General features: G+C 70.3%; 17 protein-coding genes and 1 pseudogene. 9 read left to right on the top strand and 9 right to left on the bottom strand.

What is annotated here, in order from left to right:
- Window positions 1-8 precede the first annotated feature (8 nt).
- The 4 genes from SKC42_RS04645 to SKC42_RS04660 form a co-directional block, all read right to left on the bottom strand.
- Complete coding sequence (locus SKC42_RS04645; RefSeq protein WP_330963127.1) at window positions 9-989, bottom strand: glucosyl-3-phosphoglycerate synthase; 981 nt, start codon at window positions 987-989, stop codon at window positions 9-11.
- Window positions 986-1,882, bottom strand: a complete 897-nt coding sequence (folP, locus tag SKC42_RS04650; protein ID WP_330963128.1) for a dihydropteroate synthase — start codon at window positions 1,880-1,882, stop codon at window positions 986-988. The genes SKC42_RS04645 and folP overlap by 4 nt, the downstream gene beginning before the upstream one ends.
- A 181-nt stretch (window positions 1,883-2,063) precedes the next feature.
- Window positions 2,064-3,848: a long-chain-acyl-CoA synthetase FadD6 gene (gene fadD6, locus SKC42_RS04655; protein ID WP_330963129.1), complete on the bottom strand. Its 1,785-nt coding sequence runs from the start codon at window positions 3,846-3,848 to the stop codon at window positions 2,064-2,066.
- A gap of 79 nt (window positions 3,849-3,927) precedes the next feature.
- Window positions 3,928-4,491, bottom strand: a complete 564-nt coding sequence (locus SKC42_RS04660; RefSeq protein WP_330963130.1) for a TIGR00730 family Rossman fold protein — start codon at window positions 4,489-4,491, stop codon at window positions 3,928-3,930.
- A 60-nt stretch (window positions 4,492-4,551) separates the two neighbouring features.
- Between SKC42_RS04660 and SKC42_RS04665 the strand changes: the two genes are divergently transcribed.
- Window positions 4,552-6,681 carry an AAA family ATPase gene (locus SKC42_RS04665; RefSeq protein WP_330963131.1) on the top strand — a complete coding sequence of 710 codons (2,130 nt, stop codon included), beginning with the start codon at window positions 4,552-4,554 and terminating at the stop codon, window positions 6,679-6,681.
- On the opposite strand, the gene dapE is transcribed toward SKC42_RS04665, so the two are convergent.
- The gene (dapE, locus tag SKC42_RS04670; protein ID WP_330963132.1) at window positions 6,678-7,742 is read right to left on the bottom strand and encodes a succinyl-diaminopimelate desuccinylase; all 1,065 of its coding nucleotides are present in this window, start codon (window positions 7,740-7,742) and stop codon (window positions 6,678-6,680) included. The genes SKC42_RS04665 and dapE overlap by 4 nt on opposite strands.
- A 113-nt stretch (window positions 7,743-7,855) precedes the next feature.
- Here dapE and dapD point away from each other — a divergent pair, with 113 nt between their 5' ends.
- The gene (gene dapD, locus SKC42_RS04675; protein ID WP_442931977.1) at window positions 7,856-8,809 is read left to right on the top strand and encodes a 2,3,4,5-tetrahydropyridine-2,6-dicarboxylate N-succinyltransferase; all 954 of its coding nucleotides are present in this window, start codon (window positions 7,856-7,858) and stop codon (window positions 8,807-8,809) included.
- 13 nt (window positions 8,810-8,822) lie between these two features.
- Here the strand turns inward: dapD and SKC42_RS04680 are convergent, their stop codons facing one another.
- Window positions 8,823-10,115 (bottom strand): MFS transporter, encoded by a 1,293-nt coding sequence (locus tag SKC42_RS04680; protein WP_330963279.1) that lies wholly within the window; start codon window positions 10,113-10,115, stop codon window positions 8,823-8,825.
- A 150-nt stretch (window positions 10,116-10,265) separates the two neighbouring features.
- Window positions 10,266-11,702, bottom strand: coding sequence for an acyl-CoA synthetase (locus SKC42_RS04685; RefSeq protein ID WP_330963133.1), 1,437 nt, complete (start codon window positions 11,700-11,702; stop codon window positions 10,266-10,268).
- Window positions 11,703-11,796: 94 nt separating this feature from the next.
- Between SKC42_RS04685 and SKC42_RS04690 the strand changes: the two are divergent.
- Window positions 11,797-12,246 (top strand): annotated as a pseudogene (locus SKC42_RS04690) (TetR/AcrR family transcriptional regulator); the annotation flags it as partial.
- Between the two features lie 11 nt (window positions 12,247-12,257).
- Complete coding sequence (locus SKC42_RS04695) at window positions 12,258-13,295, top strand: PGAP1-like alpha/beta domain-containing protein (RefSeq protein ID WP_330963134.1); 1,038 nt, start codon at window positions 12,258-12,260, stop codon at window positions 13,293-13,295.
- A gap of 94 nt (window positions 13,296-13,389) precedes the next feature.
- Here SKC42_RS04695 and SKC42_RS04700 read toward each other — a convergent pair whose 3' ends face one another.
- Both SKC42_RS04700 and pruA read right to left on the bottom strand, forming a co-directional pair.
- Window positions 13,390-14,343 carry a proline dehydrogenase family protein gene (locus SKC42_RS04700; RefSeq protein WP_330963135.1) on the bottom strand — a complete coding sequence of 318 codons (954 nt, stop codon included), beginning with the start codon at window positions 14,341-14,343 and terminating at the stop codon, window positions 13,390-13,392.
- Window positions 14,343-15,974 (bottom strand): L-glutamate gamma-semialdehyde dehydrogenase, encoded by a 1,632-nt coding sequence (pruA, locus tag SKC42_RS04705; protein WP_330963136.1) that lies wholly within the window; start codon window positions 15,972-15,974, stop codon window positions 14,343-14,345. The genes SKC42_RS04700 and pruA overlap by 1 nt, the downstream gene beginning before the upstream one ends.
- Window positions 15,975-16,057: 83 nt before the next feature.
- Here pruA and SKC42_RS04710 point away from each other — a divergent pair, with 83 nt between their 5' ends.
- The 5 genes from SKC42_RS04710 (at window position 16,058) to cysC (ending at window position 21,986) form a co-directional block, all read left to right on the top strand.
- Window positions 16,058-17,656: a PucR family transcriptional regulator gene (locus SKC42_RS04710; protein ID WP_330963137.1), complete on the top strand. Its 1,599-nt coding sequence runs from the start codon at window positions 16,058-16,060 to the stop codon at window positions 17,654-17,656.
- A 236-nt stretch (window positions 17,657-17,892) separates the two neighbouring features.
- Entirely contained in the window at window positions 17,893-18,237 is a 345-nt protein-coding gene (locus SKC42_RS04715) for a hypothetical protein (protein WP_330963138.1), read from the top strand.
- 100 nt (window positions 18,238-18,337) lie between these two features.
- Window positions 18,338-19,141 (top strand): trehalose 2-sulfotransferase, encoded by an 804-nt coding sequence (gene stf0 / locus SKC42_RS04720; RefSeq protein WP_330963139.1) that lies wholly within the window; start codon window positions 18,338-18,340, stop codon window positions 19,139-19,141.
- Window positions 19,138-20,061, top strand: coding sequence for a sulfate adenylyltransferase subunit CysD (gene cysD, locus SKC42_RS04725; protein ID WP_330963140.1), 924 nt, complete (start codon window positions 19,138-19,140; stop codon window positions 20,059-20,061). The genes stf0 and cysD overlap by 4 nt, the downstream gene beginning before the upstream one ends.
- Entirely contained in the window at window positions 20,061-21,986 is a 1,926-nt protein-coding gene (gene cysC, locus SKC42_RS04730) for an adenylyl-sulfate kinase (protein WP_330963141.1), read from the top strand. Before cysD ends, cysC begins: the two co-directional genes overlap by 1 nt.
- Window positions 21,987-21,994 lie beyond the last annotated feature (8 nt).

Here is a 21,994-nt window from a genome sequence, read left to right on the forward strand (position 1 = left end):
CTCAGCGATCAGCGTGGGCGCAGCACCTTCATGGGCGGACGGTCGTCCAGCGACACCGGCGAAGTGTGCTGGCTGTAGCCGTGCGCTTCGGGGACGAACTGGGTCAGGCCGACCCCGGAGTCGGGGACGCCGCAGCGCGAGAGCAACGTCGCGATCACCTGGCGGCTCATCGCGCCGAGTTCGGGCAGCGGGCGGTTGCGGTGCGCGCGCACGCCGAGGTTGACCTGGGCGATCGCCCCCAGGCCGAGCCGGTCGAACGTGTCCACCAGCAGCCCGATCTCCACGCCATAGCCCGGCGCGAACGGCAGGGACGTCAACAGTTCACGGGTGGCCGCGTACTCGCCGCCGAGCGGCTGCAGCACGCCGCTTAGCTCCGGCCGCAGCGCCGCGAGCAGCGGCCGCGCCACCAGCTCGGTGACGCGCCCACCGCCCGTCGCGCCGGCGCCGCCACCGGTCGCACCGACGTTGAGGGGACGCCGGTAGAAGCTCTTCACCAGGTGAACGCCGCGGGAGCTCGGGCCCGTCAGCAGCGGGGCAACCAGCCACGGCACGAACATCGGGTGCGGATTGATCAGGTCGGAGTCGACGAACACGACGATGTCACCGCTCGTGACCGCGAGCGAACGCCACAGGGCCTCACCCTTGCCGGGCCGCGTCGGCACCTCGGGCAGGGCCTGCTCGCGGCTGACGACGCGAGCGCCCGCGGCGATGGCGCGGATCTCGGTGTCGTCGGTGGACCCCGAGTCCAGCACGATCAGCTCGTCGACCAGGCCATCCACCAGCGGCGAGATGCTGTCGATCACCGACTCGACGGTTTCTTCCTCGTTGAGCGCCGGCAGCACCACCGAGATCGTCCGCCCGGCTTTGGCCTCCTCCAGCTCGCCGATTGTCCTGGCCGGGCGGCGGCTGCCGTCGCCGAACCAGATGTCCCCGGGCCGGGCGGCCAGGGCGCCGTCGCTGGCGAGCGCAATAAGGTCCGATGCCGTCATGCGAGCCCCCTCACCGTGCGCGCCGGCGGGCGCGTTCCCTGGATCGAGGCGACCATCTCCAACACGCGGCGGGTGGCGGCGACCTCGTGCACGCGGAACATTCGCGCGCCGGCCGCCGCAGCCAGCGCGGTGGCCGCCAGCGTCCCCTCGAGCCGTTCGGTCAATCCCACCCCAAGAGTCTCCCCGACGAAGTCCTTGTTACTCAAAGCCATGAGAACGGGCCACCCGGTGTTTACGAGATCGCTCACGTGACGCAACACAACCAGCCCGTGGAACGTGTTCTTCCCGAAATCGTGGGCCGGGTCGATCAGCACCCGGTCGCGGTCCACCCCGCGGGCGACCGCCCGCTCGGCGGCGGCGGTGACCCGGCGGATGACGTCGTCGACCACGCCGCGGGTGGTGGTCCCGTAGCTCACCCGGAACGGCCGCGTGCGCGGCAGCGCACCCCCGGTGTGCGAGCACACCAGGCCCGCGCCGAACTCGGCGGCCACCTCCGGCAGGGCGGCGTCGATGCCGCCCCAGGTGTCGTTGATCAGGTCCGCGCCCGCCGCGCAGGCCACTCGGGCCACCTCGGAGCGCCAGGTGTCGACGCTGATCAGCTGGTCCGGGTAGGCGCCGCGGAGCCATTCGATGAACGGCACCAGCCGGGTGAGCTCGGTCTCGGCGTCGACGGTCTCGCCGGGACCGGCTTTCACGCCGCCCACGTCGACAACGTCGGCGCCCTCGGCGATGGCCCGGTGCGCGGCGTCGCGGGCGGCCTCGTCGCTGAAGGTCGCGCCCTTGTCGTAGAAGGAGTCCGGGGTGCGGTTGACGATCGCCATGATCAGGGCACGATCGGCCGCGACCGGTCGGCCGCACAGGGTTGGCTGCACGCATCCATGGTGCCCGGTCATCGGGTCGGGCGCCCCCGCAGGCCGCCCGGCTCGGCGTCGACGCCCCGAGACCGCGGCCAGGTCATCGAGACTGCGCCCGGGCGCGCGGCGAAGCGCTGTGGCCCCGCCATGCGCGCAGCCTCGGCGCAGCCCGCGCAGTCTCGGCGGCGGCCCGCGCCGCAGTGACGCCGAAAACCGCCGCTCAGCCCTTCGGGCGCTTGCCGGAAGCGACTTCCTCGGGGTACTCGTCGTAGTACGGCACGTAGCCCTCGGCGCGGCCGGCCAGGACGTACAGCGGATCTCCGACGTCGGGGCCGTAGGCCTCGTCGCGCAGCTCCACCTTGCGGCTCTTGAACGTCGTGGTCTGCGCCAGCTCCTTGACGACCCGCACGAACAGCGGCAGCGCGTAGGACGGGAGCTGCCCGTAGACCGCGCTCGCCAACGACTTGCCGTCGAACTCCGCGCCCTCGCGCAGCTTGACGGCGGCCATCCCGGCGCGTCCGCCGGTGTGGGGAATCTCCACCCCGAACACCGTGCACTCCTCGACCGAGTCGTCGGTGGCCAGCGCGGCCTCGACCTGGGTGGTGGCGACGTTCTCGCCCTTCCACCGGAAGGTGTCGCCAAGCCGGTCGACGAACGCGGCGTGACCCAGCCCCTGGGGGCTCATCACGTCGCCGGAGTTGAACCAGACGTCGCCCTCGCGGAAGGCGTTGCGCACCAGCTTCTTCTCGGTGGACTCCTTGTCGGTGTAGCCGTCGAACGGCTGCAGCCGGTTGACCGGGCTCAGTAGCAGGCCGGGTTCGCCGGCGGGAACCCGCCGCACCCGCCCGTTGTCGTCGCGTAGCGGGGCGCCCGTGTCCGGGTCGTACTCCACGTAGGCCAGCGGCATGGGGAACAGGCCGGTGGTCCGGGGAACGTTGAAGACGTTGATGAATGCGGTGTTGCCCTCGCTGGAGGCGTAGAACTCGCAGATGCGCGCGATGCCGAACCGCTCGGTGAACTCGTCCCAGATCTCCGGGCGCAGCCCGTTGCCCGCGGCGACCCGCACCTTGTGCGCGCGGTCGGTGGGCTTGGGCGGCTGGTTGAGCAGGTAGCGGCAGACCTCGCCGATGTAGATGAAGGCGGTTGCCTCGGTGGAGATCACCTCGTCCCAGAATTTCGAGGCCGAGAAGGACGCACCGAGGGCCAGCGTGGCGCCGGAGTTGACCACCGAGGACAACGCCACCGTCAGCGCGTTGTTGTGATACAGCGGCAGGCAGCTGTAGAGGGTGTCGTCGCTCTTCAGTCGCAGCCCGATCCCACCGAACGCGGCCAGCGCCTTGAGCCAGCGCAGGTGCGTCATCTTGCTGGCCTTGGGATAGCCGGTGGTGCCCGACGTGAAGATGTAGAAAGCGGTGTCCCTGGCCTGCACGGACGCCGCCGACGCGGGATTGGTGGCCGGCGCGCTCTCGGCGAACCGCTCCAGGTCCTCGATGGTGAGCGTCTCGGTGGTGGCCGCCGCGCCGCACTCGGCGACGGCGCTGACCAGGTCGGTCTCCGCGACCAGCACCTTGGCGTTCAGCAATCCGAGGCTGTGCGCGAGGACGTCGCCGCGCTGGTGATAGTTGATCATCCCGGCGATCGCGCCGCACTTGACCGCGGCCAGCATCGCGAGCACGGCGTTGGGCGAGTTGCGCAGCATGATGCCGACGACGTCGCCGTTGCCGACGCCTCGGGCGGCCAGCACCGCGGCGTAGCGGTTGGCGGCCGCGTTGGCATCGCGATACGTCAGCTTTTGGTCGCCGAACCGAAGGAAGACGCGGTCGCCGTGGCGGGCGGCGCGTTCGGCGAACACCGTGCCGATCGATTTCCTGGAGTTGGGCCGGGCGAGCAGCCCGGTCCTAGCACCGCGCATGATCACCGGCATGTCGGCCAGCAGACCCGGCACCCGGGATGCGATGTCGGTCAGGCTGACCGCGGCGCGCGCTCCGCCGTCGTGATCGGACACGTTTCCCTCAGTTCCCTCGAATGGTCGTCAACTGACGAGTGAAGCCAGCCTAATCGGGAGGAGGCGGTGCCCACCGCGCTCAGGCGGGCGCGCACGCCTCCAGGGCGGCACTCACCTTATCGACCAGCACCAACCGGTCCATCGCCGTCTGGGAGATGTAGCCACTGCCGACCAGCCCGGACAGCCACAGCCACAGGCCCTCGTAGTGGCCCATCGCGTCCAGCAACACGATGGGTTTGCCGTGCAGGCCAAGGTAGGCCGTGGTCCAGGCATCCAGCAGTTCGTCGAGGGTGCCGAGCCCGCCCGGCAGCACGAGGAAGGCGTCCGCGCGGTCCTCCATGACCCGCTTACGCTCCCGCATGGTCGCGGTGACGATCAGCTCGTCGGCGTCCGCGTCGGCAACCTCGGCGCGCATCAGCACTTCGGGGATGACGCCGACCGTCCGGCCCCCGTGCGCACGCGCGGCGCCCGCCACCGCCCCCATGGCCGACACCCGGCCACCGCCCCAGATCAGGGTCCAGCCCCGGTCGGCGATCGCTTCGCCCAGTTCGGTAGCGAGAGCGAGCAATTCGGGATGCTGGGGCCCGGACGCGCAATACACGCATACCGCCCACTCTCCTATCGCATCGCGTTCCGGGCGCATACAACGAAAGGTAGACCAAGCCCGGTGCGGCCTGCACACCGCGCGCAATAAAATCCGGCGATGCCGATTCGATGGAACGTGCCCGAACAGGCCGCGGCGCTCGACGGCTTGAACGCCGCCCTCTCGGGCGGCCGGTCGGGTGGGGCCGTGGTGCTGGGACCCGACGGCTGCGGCAAGTCGACGTTGGCGCTGCTGGCCGCCGAGGGCCTGACCCGGCGGCAGCCGGGGATGCTGACCCGCTGGGTCACGGGTACGCCGACCGAGCGCGCGGTCCCGTTCGGCGCCTTCAGCCACCTGGTGCAGATCGCCGAGATCGGCAAGCCGGCCGCACTGTTACGGGCGGCCCGGGCCTCCCTGGGCGACGCCGGCGACGGCGAGGCGCTGCTGATCGTGGACGACGCCCATCACCTGGACATCCTGTCGGCCACGCTGGTCTACCAGCTGGCGCTGGCCGGCACGGGGCGGATGATCGTCACCGCCCGCGCCGACCTAGCACCCGAGGCGATCGCCGCGCTGTGGACCGACGGGCTGCTCGAGCGGCTCGACATCGAGGCGCCCGGCGGGACCACCACACCGGCGGAGGTGGACGCGTTCATCGCGGGGTTGCCGGTGGCGGCCCGCTCGGTGCTGGACTACCTCGCCGTCGAGGAGCCGCTGTCGCTGGCCGACCTGGCGGTTCTAGTGAACGACGGGGCGGTGCGGGAGGCGGTCGAGTGGGGCGCGGCGGAGACGCGCGACCGTGGCGGACGCTCCGACGACCCGGTCGTGTACACGGCGCACCCGCTGTTCGCCGAGCGGGCGCGCGCCGCGCTCGGTTCCGACGAGGCGCGGCGGCGGCGAACCGAGCTGGTCAAGCTGCGCTCGCAGCATCCGCCCGAGCACCTCAGCGATCGGCTGCGGGTGGCGTCGCTGGCGTTGGACAGCGACGCCGTGCAGCCGGTGCCAGAGGTGGTCGCCGCCGCGCAGCAGGCGTTGCGGCTCGGCGACTTGGCCCTGGGTGAACGGCTGGCCCGGGCGGCGCTGGAGCGGTCGGGCGGCCTGGCGGCGCGGCTGGCATTGGCCCACGCGCTGGCGTGGCGCGGCCGCGGCCGCGAGGCCGACGCGGTGCTGGCCGCCGTCGACGCCGACGTCCTGGCCGAAACGGCGCTCATGGACTGGGCGTTGCTGCGCGCGGCGAATCAGTTCTGGATGCTCAGCGAGCCCGAGCGCGCCACCGCGTTCCTGCGGGCGGTTCGCGGCCGGGTGACCGACGCCGCCGCGCGCACCACGCTCGACGCGCTGAGCGCCACCTTCGCCATGAACGCCGGCAACGTCGCGCACGCCGTCCGCGTCGGCCGCGAGGTGCTGGCATCGCCGGCCGCCGACGACCAGGCGGTGGCGTGGGCGGCCAGCGCGGCCGCGCTGTGCGCCGCGCGGCAGGGACGTTTCGACGAGGTGGAACCGCTGGCCCGGCGGGCCCTTGCCGGTGAGCATCCCGGGCTGTTGCGCTTCACGATCGGGCTGGGGCAGAGCAGCACGCTGCTGATGGCCGGCCGGCTCGACGCTGCACGCGAGATCGCCCAGCAGTTTACCGATTTCGCCGAATTGCAGCAGCCGGGGCGCGCGATCGGCGAGGTCCTGCTGGCGCACGTGTTGATCGCCGACGGCGACTTCGGCCGGGCGGCCGAGCTGCTCGGCCCGGCGGCCGCCACCCTGGAGCGCACCGGCTACTCGTGGGGGCCGCTGTCCTTGATGCTGCTGGCCACCGCGCTGGCCCGGCAGGGAGACACCGCCGCCGCGGCAAAGGCATTGAGCCGCGCCGAGTCCCGGCACGGGACCAAGTCGGCGCTCTTCGCCCCGGAGCTGGGGGTGGCCCGGGCGTGGCGGCTGGCCTGCGTGCGCGACTGGCACGGCGCGGTGGCGGCCGCCCGGGAGGCCGCCCGCATGGCCGAACGCGGGGGGCAGTCGGCGGTGGCGATCCGGGCCTGGCACGAGTCCGTCCAGCTCGGGGACGGCCGGGCGGCCGATCCGCTCGCCCGGCTGTGCGGCGAGATCGATTGCGCCGCGGGGCGGCTCGCCCTCGCGCATGCGCGCGCGCAGGCGGCGGGCGACGGCGCGGCGTTGCGGGCGGTGTCCGACGAGCTGGCGACGGTCGGGATGCGCGCGGCGGCCGCCGACGCCGCCGCCCAGGCGGAACGTGCCGGGGGCTAACCGCTCAGGTAGCGCCGCAGCATTTCCACGGCGGCGGTGATGTTGGCGACCGGCACGCGTTCGTCGCGCGTGTGGGCCAGGTTGGGGTCGCCGGGGCCGAAGTTGACCGCCGGCACTCCTAACGCGGCGAACCGCGACACGTCCGTCCAGCCATACTTGGCCCGAACCTGGCCGCCCGCGGCCTCGACCAGGGCCTTGGCGGCCGGCTGCGCCAGGCCGGGCAGCGCGCCCGCCGCGGCGTCGGTCTGCTCGATCTCCACGTCCAGTCCCGCGAACACGTCGTGCACGTGCTGCAGCGCGGCGGGCACCGAACGGTCGGGAGCGAACCGGAAGTTCACCGTCACCGACGCCGCATCGGGGATCACGTTACCGGCCACTCCGCCGTCGATGCGCACCGCGGACAGACCCTCGCGGTAGGCGCAGCCGTCGATGTCGACGGTGCGGGCGCGGTATTCGGCAAGCCGGTCCAGGACCGCGCCGAGCTTGTGGATGGCGTTGTCGCCCAGCCAGGATCGCGCCGAATGCGCGCGGGTCCCGGTGGCGCCGATCACCACGCGCAGCGTGCCCTGGCAGCCGGCCTCGATGTAACCGCCGGTGGGCTCGCCCAGGATGGCGACGTCGGCGGCCAGCCAGTGCGGGAGCTCGCGTTCGATGCGGCCCAAACCATTGGCGGCCGCCTCGATCTCCTCGCAGTCGTAGAACACCAGCGTCAGGTCGTGGGCCGGTTCGGCCACCGTGGCGGCCAGATGCAGGAAGACGGCGTCGCCCGATTTCATGTCGGCGGTTCCGCAGCCGTAGAGTTCGCCGTTCTCCCGATGGCTGGGCAGGTTCCCGGCCGCCGGGACGGTGTCCAGGTGGCCGGCCAGCAGCACCCGGGACGGCCGGCCGAGGTCGGTGCGCGCCAGCACGGCGTTGCCGTTGCGGACCACCTCGAAACCGGTCATCTGGGCGCGCAGCGCGGCTTCCACCTCGTCGGCGAGGCGGGCCTCGTGCCGCGATTCGCTGGGGATGTCGACCAGCGCCGCGGTCAGCTCGACGGGGTCAGCGCAGAGGTCCAACATGCCCCCAGGGTAGTGCGCCCATCTCCCGTCGCGAGCAGACACATATGCACCGTTTTCCTCGGCGTGTCGGCGGCTTTTGTGTCTGCTCGCCCGGGGAAAGTACCCTGTCGGCCGTGACTGAAGCTGCAGGCGCGGTGGGTGTTGGGCTGGCGACGTTGGCCGCCGACGGATCGATCCTCGACGCGTGGTTTCCGTCCCCGGAACTGACCGGGTCGGGCACGGGCGCCACGTCGCGGCTCGCGCTGTCCGACGTCCCCGCCGAGCTGGCCGCGCTGGTCGGCCGCGACGACGACCGCGGGACCGAGACGATCGCCGTGCGCACGGTGATCGGGTCGCTCGACGACGTCGCCATCGACGCCTACGACGCCTACCTGCGGCTGCACCTGTTGTCGCACCGGCTGGTGGCGCCGCACGGGCTGAACGCGGGCGGGCTGTTCGGGGTGCTGACGAACGTGGTGTGGACCAATCGCGGGCCGTGTGCGGTCGAGGGTTTCGAGGCGGTCCGGGCGCGGTTGCGCCGCCAGGGGCCCGTGACCGTCTACGGCATCGACAAGTTCCCGCGGATGGTCGACTACGTCCTGCCGACCGGGGTCCGCATCGCCGACGCCGACCGGGTGCGGCTGGGCGCCCACCTGGCGCCGGGCACCACCGTGATGCACGAGGGATTCGTCAACTACAACGCCGGCACCCTGGGCGCCTCGATGGTGGAGGGGCGCATCTCGGCCGGTGTGGTGGTCGGCGACGGCTCGGACATCGGCGGTGGCGCGTCCATCATGGGCACGCTCTCCGGCGGTGGCACCGAGGTGATCTCGATAGGCAGGCGGTGTCTGCTCGGGGCCAACGCGGGCCTGGGCGTCTCGCTCGGCGACGACTGCGTCGTCGAGGCCGGCCTGTACGTCACCGCCGGCACCAAGGTCACCCTGCCCGGCGGCGCCGCGGTCAAGGCCCGCGAGCTGTCCGGCTCCAATAACCTGCTGTTCCGCCGCAATTCGGTCACCGGGGCCGTCGAAGTGGTGGCCCGGGACGGCCAGGGCATCGCCCTCAACGAGGAGCTGCACGCCAACTGAGCGGGCCGCGCAGCTAGAGGGCCGCCAGATCCTCGGCCTGCGGTACGGATCGCAGCGCGGTCCCCTTGGTTTCGGGCAAAAGGTAGACCGAGACGAAGCTGGCCACGATCAGCGCGGCCATCATGAGCCCGATCGCCCAGCTTCCATAGGTCGCCAGCAGCGTGCCGGCGATCAGCGGCGGGACCGCGGCGCCGAGGATTCCGGCAAGGTTCATCGCCACCGCCGCGCCGCTGTAGCGGTAGCGGGTGGCGAACAGTTCGGGAATGAAGGCCGCGGTGGGCCCGTTGGCGACCGCCGCGGCGGCGAACATGCCCAGCATCGCGACGGCATAGAGCACCGGGTTGCGGGTGTTCATCAGCGGGATGACGGCGAACGCCCACGGCAGGCACGCCGCCAGCCCGACCAGCATCACACGGCGGCGCCCGACGCGATCGGACAGCCACGCCGACAGCGAGACGAACGCAATGCTCGTCAGGCCGCCCAGCGCGCCGATGCTCCAGATGAACGTCCGCGAATAGCCCAGATGGGAATGCGCGTACATGACGAGGAACGTGTTGCCGATGTAGACGAACCCCATGCCGCCCAGGAAACAACCCGCCACGAGCACGATCTCGCGGCGCTGGTAGCGGAGCAGCTCCGCGAGCGGCGCCCTGGGCACCAGGTGGCGGGCCTTCTCCTCGGCGAACACCGGGGTCTCGTCGATGTTGAGCCGCACATAAAGGGCGATGCCGATCAGCCCGGTGCTGATCAGGAAGGGGATGCGCCAGCCCCAGTCCATGAACTCGGGGCTTTTCTCGCCGATCGTGAGGTTGATGGTGAGGAAGGTGAGGCTGGCAAGCACCCCCGCGGTGCCCCCGCCCAGCAGGGTGAACATGCCGTACCAGCCGCGCCTGCCGGGCGGGGCGTACTCGGCGCTGAGCAGCACCGAACCGGCCCATTCGCCGCCGACGGCGAATCCCTGCATCAACCGCAGGACGATCAGGATCAACGGCGCCGCAATGCCGATCGACGCCGTGCTGGGCACCATGCCCACGCTCACGGTCGACGCGCCCATGATGAGCAGGGTGGCGATGAGGGTCTTCTTCCGGCCCAGCCGATCTCCGAAGTATCCGAAGACGGCCGCGCCCAGCGGCCGTGATAGAAAGGCGGTCGCAAAGGTCGCTATCGAGGCGATCGCCGCCATCGTCGGGCTCAGCTGCGGATAGAACACCGTGGGAAAGATCAGCGCCGCGGCGGTGCCGTAGATGAGGAAGTCGTAGAACTCGATCGCCGAGCCGACCAGGCAGGCTGCGGCGACCCGCCGCATCGGGGTGGTGTCACCGGGTGCGGCGACCATCGTCGCCGCCTCACCCACGGACGCCGCGCAGTGGTCGGTTGCGTCTATTCACGGTTACGACGGTAGGTGAAGGTTCGCCGTCACGCTCGGCACGGACGCTGGCAAATTGCTGGGTGTTGGTTAAGGGCTTTCGGCTCGGCCGCCGGCCAGCAACTCCTTCTTGAGGACCTTTCCCATGGCATTGCGCGGCAGCGCATCGACGAGGCGCACTTCGCGGGGTCGCTTGTGGATGGAAAGTTGTTGCGCCACAAATTCGATCAGTTCGTCGGGGCGCAGGCCGGGCGAGCCGACGACATAGGCGACGATCCGCTGGCCGAGGTCTTCGTCGGGCAGCCCGACGACGGCCGCCTCCCGCACGCCCGGGTGGCCGAGCAGCGTGGTCTCGATCTCGCCCGCGCCGATGCGGTACCCGCCGGACTTGATCAGGTCCACCGACTCTCGCCCCACGATGCGGTGCATCCCGCCGCCGTCGACGACGGCCACGTCGCCGGTGCGATACCAGCCGTCGGCGTCGAATACCTCGGCGGTGGCGTCCGGCCGGTTCAGGTAGCCATCGAACATCGTCGGCCCCCGGACGTGAAGCCGCCCAACGGTTTCGCCGTCATGCGCGACGGGGGCGCCGCTTTCGTCGACGAGCCGGGTCTGCACGCCCGCGATCGGCAGGCCCACCCAGCCCGCGCGCCGCTCGCCGTCCGCACGCGTCGAGACGGTGATCAACGACTCGGAGGCGCCGTAGCGTTCGATGGGCTCATGGCCGGTGAGGGCCGCCAGCCCCTCGAACACCGGCACCGGCAGCGGCGCGCTTCCGGACACCAGGAGCCGGGCGGGGCGCAGCGCCCGAGCGGCCGCCTCGTCGGCCACCACTCGTGACCAGACCGTGGGCACCCCGAAGTACAACGTGCCGCCGGCCTCCGACCCGGCTCGCGCGTAACCGGCGGGGGACGGTTTGCCGGTGTGCACGAGGCGATTCCCGATCCGCAGCGAGCCGAGCAGCCCCAACACCAGGCCGTGCACGTGAAACAGCGGGAGCCCGTGCACCAGCACGTCGTCGGCGGTCCACTGCCAGGCCTCGGCCAGCGCGTCGAGGTCGGCGGCGATCGCGCGGCGGCTGAGCACCACGCCCTTGGGCAGCCCGGTGGTTCCCGAGGTGTAGATAACCATGGCGGTCGCGTCGGGCGACGGCTCGGGGTAGCGATGCCAGGACCGGGCATGCAACCGCACCGGAATGTGCGGGAGCCCCTCCAGCTCGTCCGGCGCGGGCCCCAGCCACGCCTGCGCCCGGGAATCGGTGATCATGTGGCGCCGTTCGGCGGCCCCGACGTCGGCGGGCACCGGGACGAACGGGACACCGGCGATCAGGCAGCCGGTGACGGCCAGCACGGTCGCCGCGCTCGGGGTGGCCAGCACCGCGACCAGGCCCGCGCCCGCGACCCGCTCGGCGACCGAGGTCGCGGCGCCCACCAGGTCGCTGCGGCTGAGCACGGCGCCGTCGATGCGGACCGCGTCGGCGATGTCGGCGGTGGTGACGGACGAGGGGTTCAGCGAGGCCAGCAGCACGTGAGCAGGCTACTGCCCGTCCCAGATCTTCATCAGGGTGGACAGGGTTCTTCGCCGCGACCCAGTCCGCCCACTGGACCGGCGGGCGCTGCGGAAGTCCGCGATCGTCGAGGCATGCGCCGAGCACGCCTCCGACCAGTTCTATCGCGAGATGTCCAAGGCGATCGATCGCGGCCACTCAGTGGAGGACAAGCAGAGTCGCGCGGCGGTCTTCGTGACGCAGGCCCGCAGAGCCATCGCCTCGGAGAAGCACTTCGACGAGGATGCGATCAGCCTGCTGCTCACCAAAGACGCCGCCGTGCTGTTGCGCGAGTGCGTCGAATTATTTATGCCGTACATCTCGGCCGCCCGGCTCACCGGGGAGGTCCGCAAGGACCTCGACGTCGACGCCGCGGCGGAATGGTTTGCGCGCATTTTGTTCTCGTTGTTCACGCCCTCGTCCACATTGAACATGGATGACCGCGACGTGGCGGCCGGGTTCGTACGCGCACACGTGGTGCGCGGGTTCGCCGGTGATCGCCCGCGACCGCGCCGCGCTCAGTAGCATCCTGCTCTGTGCGGCGAATACTCGTGCTCACCATGGCGATACTGGTTGCGGCGACGATGGTGGCCGGCTGTCGCTCCGGCTCGGGCTTAGGCGCCCGGCGGGCGGTGGTGATCGTCTCCGGCGGTGATGCCACGAGCCCCTTCACCACGCCGGACCAAGCCTGCGCCACCGGGTTGGCGGCGGGCAACACCGATACCGCGATCCGCGAGTACCTGCTCAAACAGGGCTACAAGGTGTTCACCTCACCGGCCATGGCCGGCCGCGGTCAGGTGGTGGACCAGGGCGGCTTCGGCCCGTTCGGGGGATGCCCAGTCATGCTGCCCGACAACATGACGGTGAATTCCACTGGCAGCATCGACACCGCCGGCGAGCATCTGGCACGGTTCCTCACCTACCTGCACACCGACAGGGGCGTCGACGAGGTCGACCTCATCGGCCACTCGATGGGCGGGCTGTATTCGCGCGCGGCGATACGCGTGCTGACCACCACCGACTCCCCGGTGCACATCCGGTCGCTGACCACGGTCGGCACGCCCTGGCAAGGGTCTTACCTGTCCGACTACGCCAACGACATCACCCCGCTGACGGACTGCGTCGGTGACCAGTTCTGCGAAAGCGCGATGAAGAACTTCAAAGCCGAGGTGCTGCGGCTGATGTCGGGTTCGGGCCGCGAGGTCAACCAGGCGTACCTGATGGGCACGGACGGCTGGAACCAGGCTCAGGCCGGGGTGCTCGACAAGATCCCCGTGGTGCTGATCGGCGGCGGGAAGTTCGGCAAGTCGGGGCAGGTGAACCCGACCGTGTGGCCCAACGACGGCATCGTGGCATTGCGCAGCGCGCTGGCGGTCGATCTCGCCGATGCGGTGTTGCCCCATCGGCGTTGCCACACGTTCGACGACACGCACAGCATCTACGTCTCCAACGAGGCCGGCCTGGACTGGAAGACGGCGCTCACCTGGGACCCGCAGGTGTTCGACGTCTTGCACACCGCACTCGAGGATGCGCCGAAGGCCCTCGCGGGCGCCAACCGCCAGGGCTGCCCCTGACGGTCCTCGGATCGGCCGCCCGGCTCGGGCCGCCCGCCCGTCGAGTGTGCATCCAGAGCTACAAACCGCCGATTTCGCAACCCCACAGGCACACTCAATGCGCCAAGGCCCGCAAGAAGAACGTCAGGTTCGCGGGCCGCTCGGCCAGGCGCCGCATGAAGTAGCCGTACCACTGGGTGCCGAAGGGCACATAGACGCGCACCCGGTTGCCGGCCTCGGCCAGCCGTCGCTGCTCGTCATCGCGGATCCCATACAGCATCTGGTATTCGAAACGATCAGCCCCGCGGCCGAATTCACGGGCCAGCCGCGGCACCTCCTCGATGATCGCCGGGTCGTGGGAGGCCACCATCGGATAGCCGGAGCCGGCCATCAGCACCCGCAGGCATCGCAGGTACGAGGCGTTGACGCCGGCGGGCTCGCGGTAGGCTACCGATGCGGGTTCATCGTAGGCGCCCTTGCACAGCCGGACCCGCGCCCCGGCCGCGGCGAATTCCTCGCAGTCGTGCAGCGTGCGCCGCAGGTAGGCCTGCAAGACGACGCCCAGCCAACCGAAGTCCGTGCGCAGGTCGCGCACGATCGCCAAAGTCGAGTCCGTCGTCGTGTGGTCCTCGGCGTCCACCGTCACCCACACCCCGGACCGCTGGGCGGCGTCGCAGATCGCCCACGCATTGTCGCGGGCGATCTTCTCGCCGCCGCGATCCAGCGACTGTCCCAAGGCCGACAACTTCAGCGATACCTCGATCGGCCCGGGCTCGGCGTGGTCGCCGAACCGGGCCAGATTCTCGATCAGGTCCAGGTAGACGCGCACCGCCGCGGCGGCGTCGGCCGCGATTCGGACGTCCTCACCCAGGTAGTCGACACTGACGCAACATCCCGAAGAACGCAGGGCCGCAATGCTGTTCAATGCGCTGTCGATGGTCTCACCGGGCACGAACCGGTGCACCACCCGGCGGGTGACCGGCAGCCCTTCGGCGGCCCGGCGCAGCCCCGGTCGCCGGCTGGCCGCCATGATGGCCGGGCGAATGGTGCTGGTGAACACGCCGCCCATCAGTCGGCCGCCATGTGCGGGTAGCCGTGTTCGGTAGCCGGGACGAAGGTCTCCTTGATGGTGCGCGCCGACGTCCAGCGCAACAGGTTCAACACCGACCCGGCCTTGTCGTTGGTGCCCGAACCGCGCGATCCCCCGAACGGTTGGCGCCCGACCACGGCGCCGGTGGGCTTGTCGTTGACGTAGAAGTTGCCCGCCGCGAACCTCAGCCGGTCCTGCGCGGCCAGCACGGCGTCCCGGTCGTCGGCGATGACCGCCCCGGTCAGCGCGTATCGGGAGCCGGTGTCGATCGCGTCCAGAATTCGCTCGTACTCGCCGTCGGGGTAGACGTGCACCGACAGCAGCGGGCCGAAGTACTCGGTGGAGAACGCCTCGTCCTCGATGTCGTCCGACAGCAGGACGGTGGGCCGCACGAAATAGCCTTCGCTGTCGTCGTATTCGCCCCCAACTGCGATAGTGATGCGGGCGGCGCTCTTCGCCCGCTCGATCGCATCGACGTTCTTGACGAAGGCCCGCCGGTCGATGAGCGCGCCGCCGAAGTTGGTGAGGTCGGTGACGTCGCCGTAAGTCAGGGCGGCCGCGGCGCCCAGAAGATCGTCGCCCATCCGTCGCCAGACCGACTGCGGGATGAAGGCCCGTGAGGCGGCCGAGCATTTCTGGCCCTGATAGTCGAACGCACCGCGAATCAGCGCTGTGGTCAACACGTCCGGCCGCGCTGAGGCGTGAGCGACGACGAAGTCCTTGCCGCCGGTCTCGCCGACCAGCCGCGGGTAGCTCTGGTAGTTGCCGATATTGGCGCCGACCTGCCGCCACAGGTGCTGGAAGGTGGCCGTCGATCCGGTGAAGTGGATGCCCGCCAGCCGCGGATCGGCCAGCGCGACATCGGAAACCGCCAGGCCGTCGCCGGTGAGCAGGTTGATCACCCCGGGCGGCAAGCCCGCCGCCTCGAGCAGCTGCATCGTCAGATAGGCCGACAGTGTCTGGGTGATCGACGGCTTCCATACCACGGTGTTGCCCATCAGCGCCGGCGCCGTCGACAGGTTGCCGGCGATCGACGTGAAGTTGAAGGGGGTGATCGCGTAGACGAACCCGTCGAGGGGCCGGTAATCGCTGCGGTTCCATTCGCCCGGCCCGCTGATCGGCTGCTGGGCCAAGAGCTGGCGGGCGAAGGCGACATTGAACCGCCAGAAATCGACCTGCTCGCAGGGCGAGTCGATCTCGGCCTGGTAGGCGGATTTGGACTGACCGAGCATGGTGGCGGCGGCGATCTTCTCCCGCCACGGGCCCGCCAACAGGTCGGCGGCGCGCAGGAAGACCGCGGCCCGCTCATCGAACGGTGTTGTTGCCCAAGATGATTTCGCGGCCATCGCCGCTTCGATCGCGGCGGTGGCATCCGATGCCACCGCGTTGGTCAGGGTGCCCAGCTTCGCATCGTGGCGGTGCGGTTGGACGACGTCGATGCGGTCGCCGTCCCCCATGCGGTGGCGGCCGCCGATGACATGCGGCAGGTCCCCCGGGTGCTTCGCCAGCGCGGTGAGTTCGGCGAGCAACCGGCTGCGTTCGGCGGAATGTGGCGCGTAGTCGTGAATCGGTTCGTTGACAGGCGAGGGAACTTGGGTGATCGCGTCCATCATCGAATGGTCCACGCCGACACAACCGGATTGCTTGGCGGATCGGACAAGATATCCGCACACTGCTAGTACGATTGGACAACATGGCCGAGGCGGGCGTGGGGTTGGGCCAGCTGCTGCTGGCGCTGGACGCGACGCTGGTCAGCCTCGTGGAATCGCCGCGAGGCCTGGACGTTCCGGTGCGGTCGGCGGCGCTGATCGATTCCGACGATGTCCAGTTGGGCCTGGCGGCGGCGGCGGGCTCCGCCGACGTGTTCTTTCTATTGGGCGTGCCCGACGACGAGGCGCTGCGATGGATCGGCAAACAGGCGCGCAAGCGTGTCCCGGTGGCCGTGTTCGTCAAGCGCCCGTCGGATGCGCTGGTGACATTGACGGCCGCCGCCGGCTCAGCCGTGGTCGCCGTGGAACCCCGGGCACGGTGGGAACGCCTCTACCAACTGGTCAATCGCGTCCTGGCGCATCACGGCGGCCGGGCCGGACCGGCGGACGACTCGGGCACCGACCTGTTCGGCCTGGCCCAGTCGCTGGCCGACCGCATCCACGGCATGGTCAGTATCGAGGATGCTCAATCGCACGTGCTCGCCTACTCCGCATCCAATGACGAGGCCGACGAGTTGCGCCGGCTCTCCATCCTGGGCAGGGCCGGGCCCCCCGAGCACCTCGAATGGATCGGCCAGTGGGGCATTTTCGACGCGCTGCGCGCCGGCGGCGAGGTGGTGCGCGTCGCCGAACGCCCCGAGCTGGGCTTGCGCCCTCGGCTGGCGGTCGGGATCCATCAGCCACCAACCGCGGCCCGGCGGCCCGCTGTGTTTCAGGGCACCATCTGGGTGCAGCAGGGATCACAGCCGCTGGCCGCCGATGCCGACGAGGTGTTGCGGGGCGCGGCGGTGCTCGCCGCCCGGATCATGGCCCGGCTGGCGGCCCGTCCGTCCACCCATACGCGACGGGTGCAGCAGCTTCTCGGCCTCACCGACACCGACGCGGCGCCCGACGTCGAGGCCATCGCCCGCGAGCTCGGGCTCACCGTCGACGGTGCCGCCGCGCTGATCGGCTGGGACACCGTCGGGACCCGCCAACCCCGGCTGGCCGACGTTTTGGCATTGAGCGCCAGCGCCTTTCGCCGCGACGCCATGGTCGCCTCCAACGGCTCACGGATTTACACCCTGCTGCCCCAGACGGCGACGACGCGGTCGGTGACATCATGGGTCCGCGGCACGATCGGCACCCTGCGCGCGGAGATCGGAGTCGAACTGCGTGCCGCCATCGCCGCGCCGGTCACCGGTTTGGCCGAGGCGGCGTCCGCGCGCACGGACGTGGATCGGGTGCTGGACAGCGCTGAGCGGCATCCCGTTTCGATTGGTCGGGTGACATCGCTGGCCGAGGCGCGCACCACCGTCCTGCTCGACGAAATCGTGGCGCTGGTGGGCGCCGAGGAGAGGCTCGTCGATCCGCGGATACTCGCGCTGCGCGACACGGACCCCGCGCTCGCCGAGACGCTGAGGGTGTACCTGGACAGCCTCGGTGACGTCGGCGCCGCCGCGCGGCAGCTGCGCGTGCATCCCAACACCGTTCGCTACCGGGTGCGACGCATCGAGAAAATACTGTCGGCATCGTTGGCGGATCCCGAGGCACGACTGCTGTTTTCGTTGAGCCTGCGCGTCGGGGACCGCCCGGGACGCTGAGTCCGCGGCAAGCCGGCGGCGCGAACCGCAAGGAATTCGCAAGCCCTCCGCGGCAAGCTGGCGGCGCGTCCGCAAATGCCGAGCGAAAGCAGCGACCATGACGGGGCCGAACCCAAATCTGCGCCGCGGCCATCGGCGACCGCTGGCCGGGTTGGGATCGGTAGCGGCGGGCGCGTCATTCACTGGCACTCGAACGGCGGCCCACCCGAGCCGCCACCCGACGGAAAAGGACAACCATGATGCGACGGATCGAGCGGTTGGCGACCACGGCGCTGGTCGCGGGTGGTTTGGGTCTCGCGGGCCTCGGGCTCGGGGTGGGCACCGCCAACGCCGACGGCGGTCCACACCGCTGGTGCCCGGGCGAGCCGCTGCCGCCGACCGGTAACCACGTCACCAACCCGGTCATTTGGGACAACAACATCTGCCACACCTACTACTACGTCTATTTCGGGCAAGGCAATGTCGCCCAGAACATTTGGGACGGCGAGAACCCGCCGCCACCGCCACCGCCGCCACCGCCTGGGCTCATCAACAAGGACAATTGCCAACAGATACTCGGCATTTTCTGCCCCCACGCCTGAATGGGGGCCAGCAACAGTCCTTTTCGACGCCAATAGTTATCCTCAGCCTGAGGCTAATTCGACGTCTTGCAGCTCGTTGGCCGCCGGTTAGGCTTTGCTGGTGACAAAACGGCCGTCGTCGTATTTGGTGCTCGCTTCGCAGCGCAGCGGCAGCACCCTGCTGGTCGAATCGCTGCGGGCGACCGGCGTGGCCGGCGAGCCTCAGGAGTTCTTCCAGTATCTGCCGGCCACCAGCCAGGCACCGCAGCCGCGAGAGTGGTTCGCCGGTGTCGAGGACCAGTCGATCCTGGACCTGCTCGACCCGCTCGATGAAGGTAAGCCCGACCTGGCGCCGCCCGAGATCTGGCGGGACTACATCCGCACGGTCGGCAGGACACCGAACGGCGTGTGGGGCGGCAAGCTGATGTGGAATCAGACACCGCTGCTGCTGGAGCGCGCGCGTGGCCTGCCCGATCGCTCCGGCGACGGCCTGCTTTCCGCGATCCGCGACGTCATCGGCGAGGAGCCCCTCCTGATCTACGTGTACCGCCCGGACGTCGTGTCGCAGGCCGTGTCGTTCTGGCGGGCCGTCCAGACGCGGGTGTGGCGCGGCCGGCCGGATCCGGTCCGCGACGCGCGCGCGACCTACCACGCCGGGGCGATCGCCCACGTCGTCAACATGCTGCGCGCCCAAGAGCAAGGCTGGCGGGCGTGGTTCGCCGAAGAGGACGTTAAACCCATGGAGATTTCTTATCCCGTGTTGTGGCGCAACCTGACTGAGGTGGTCGGGAACATCCTTGAAGAGCTGGGGCTGGACCGGCGACTGGCGCCCGAACCGGTGCTGGAGCGTCAGGCCGACCAACGTTCGGACGAGTGGGTGGGCCGCTACCGTGCGGATGCCGAGAGAGAGGGGCTACCGACATGACGGTCGCGGTACCCGCGGAGACGCGGCGGGTCGACGAGCTGCGGTTGTTGGAGGCCGAAGCGGTGCACATCATCCGCGAGGTCGTCGCCGAGCTGGAGCGCCCAGTCCTGTTGTTCTCCGCGGGCAAGGACTCGATCGTGTTGCTCCGATTGGCGGAGAAGGCGTTTCGGCCGTTGCCCTTGCCGTTCCCGGTGATGCACGTCGACACCGGCCACAACTTCCCCGAAGTCATCGAATTCCGCGATCGCCGGGTCACCGGCTCCGGACACAAGTTGATCGTCGCCTCGGTGCAGGAATCCATCGACAACGGCCGCGTCCCCGACCCAGGCCCGGGCGCCTCGCGCAACCGCGCACAGACCCGCACGCTGCTCGACGCGCTGGAAGCCGGCGGCTTCGACGCGGCCTTCGGCGGGGCCCGCCGCGACGAGGAGCGGGCCCGCGCCAAGGAGCGAATTCTAAGCTTCCGCGACGAGTTCGGCCAGTGGGACCCCCGCGCGCAGCGCCCCGAGCCCTGGTCGCTCTACAACGGACGCATCAAGAAGGGCGAGCAGGTTCGCGTGTTCCCGCTGAGCAACTGGACCGAGCTCGACGTGTGGCGCTACATCGAGCTGGAAGACCTTGAAATACCGTCGATCTACTACGCGCACGAGCGCGAGGTGTTCGAGCGGGACGGCATCCTGCTGGCCGTGTCCGAGTACACCTCGCCGCAGGACGGCGAGCACGCCGCCGTGGAATGGGTGCGATACCGCACGGTCGGGGACCTGACCATCACCGGCGCGGTACGCTCCCGCGCCACGGACATCGCCCGCGTCATCGAGGAGATCTCGGCGGCGACGGTTTCCGAGCGCGGCGAGACCCGCGCCGATGACCGCACCTCGGCCGCCGCCATGGAAGACCGCAAGCGGGAGGGTTACTTCTGATGACGGACACCGAGCACCCGGACCCGGCCGAGACATTCCAGCCCGCCAAGGGCGTCACCCGCCAGCTGCTGCGCATCACCACCGCGGGGTCGGTGGACGACGGCAAGAGCACGCTGATCGGCCGGCTGCTGCACGATACCGACAGCCTGCCGCTGGACCATCTGGCGGCCGTCACCGACGAGGAGGGCATCGCCGACCTGGCGGCGCTGTCCGACGGCCTGCGCGCCGAACGGGAGCAGGGCATCACCATCGACGTGGCCTACCGGTTCTTCTCCACCCAGACGCGCAGCTACATCCTCGCCGACACTCCCGGGCACGAGCGCTATACCCGGAACATGTTCACCGGCGCCTCCAACGCCCACGTTGCCATCCTGCTCGTCGACGCGCGTGCCGGTGTGCTGCGCCAGACCCGCAGGCACGCCAGGATCGCAAAGTTACTGGGCATCAAACATTTTGTGGCGACGGTCAACAAGATCGACCTGATCGACTTCGACCAGGCCAAGTTCAACGACGTCCAGGACCAGCTGCGCCAGCTGGCGGACCGCCTGGGTGACGTCGACATCACGGTGATCCCGATCGCCGCCAAGCTCGGGGACAACGTGGTGCACCGCTCCGACCGCACGCCCTGGTACGGCGGGCCGACCCTGCTCGAGTACCTGGAGGGCGTCGAGCTCGCCGCACCGCAGGCCGAGGCCGCACGCCTGCGGTTGCCGGTGCAATGGGTGTCCAGGCCGACCGCTGAGGTGCGCCGCCGCTACACCGGGCGGCTCGCGGCGGGGACCCTGCGCGTTGGCGATCCGGTGGTCTCGCTGCCCGCCGGCACCCGCTCGACGGTGACCGCCCTGGACACCCTCGACGACGAGCGCACGACGGGCGTTGCGCCGCTGTCGGTTTCGGTCGAGCTGGCTGACGACATCGACGTGGGCCGGGGCGACGTGCTGGTCAGCGGTGCCGACGATGCGGTGCTGCCGGTGCAGGCCCGCGAGCTCGACGCGACGGTGTGCTGGTTCGTCGACTCGCCGCTGCGCGCGGGTGACCGGTTGGCGCTCAAGCAGACCACCAAGACCGTGCGGGCGACCGTGCAGGAGCTGCACACCCGGCTCGACCCGGAGACTCTCGACGAGCTTGACGGCCCGGTTGGATTGGCGCTCAACGACATCGGCAACCTGACCCTGCGCACCAGCTCGATCGTCATCGCCGATCCCTACACCGACAACCGCGACAGCGGCGCGTTCATCCTGATCGACGAGTCCACCAACGACACCGTGGGCGCCGGCACCATCATCGAGGCGCGCGAGGTCACACCGGGTACACACCCGCGCACCGACATCCGTTGGCACCCATCGGCACTGGACCGCAAGCACCGGTGGCGGGCGACCGGCCAGGCGGGGGCCACGGTCTGGTTCACCGGGTTGCCGGCGTCCGGCAAGTCCACCGTCGCGGTGGCCGTCGAGCGGGCGCTCGTCGAATCGGGGCGGGTGGCTTACCTGTTGGACGGCGACAACCTGCGCCACGGCCTGTCCGACGACCTCGGCTTCTCCCCCGGCGACCGCGCGGAAAACATCCGGAGGGTAGGACATTTGACCCGCCTGCTGGCCGATGCCGGGGTCGTCGCGCTGGCGTCGCTGGTGTCACCGCTGCGGTCGGACCGCGGCATCGCCCGTGCCCTCAACGAGGCCGCCAAGCTGCCGTTCATCGAGGTGCACGTCGCCACGTCACTAGCGGAATGCGAGCGGCGCGACCCGAAGGGCTTGTACGCGCGGGCCCGCAGCGGCGACCTCAAGGGGCTGACCGGCGTCGACGCGCCTTACGAGCCGCCCGAAAACCCCGACCTCGTCCTGGACACCACCGACGCCGACATCGATGCGCTGGCCGCGCAGGTCATCGCGCTGCTCGACGAGGTCAGTCCCCGCCCACAGGGCTAGATTCAGCG

This window comes from Mycobacterium sp. 050134 (genome assembly GCF_036409085.1).
Lineage (GTDB): Bacteria > Actinomycetota > Actinomycetes > Mycobacteriales > Mycobacteriaceae > Mycobacterium.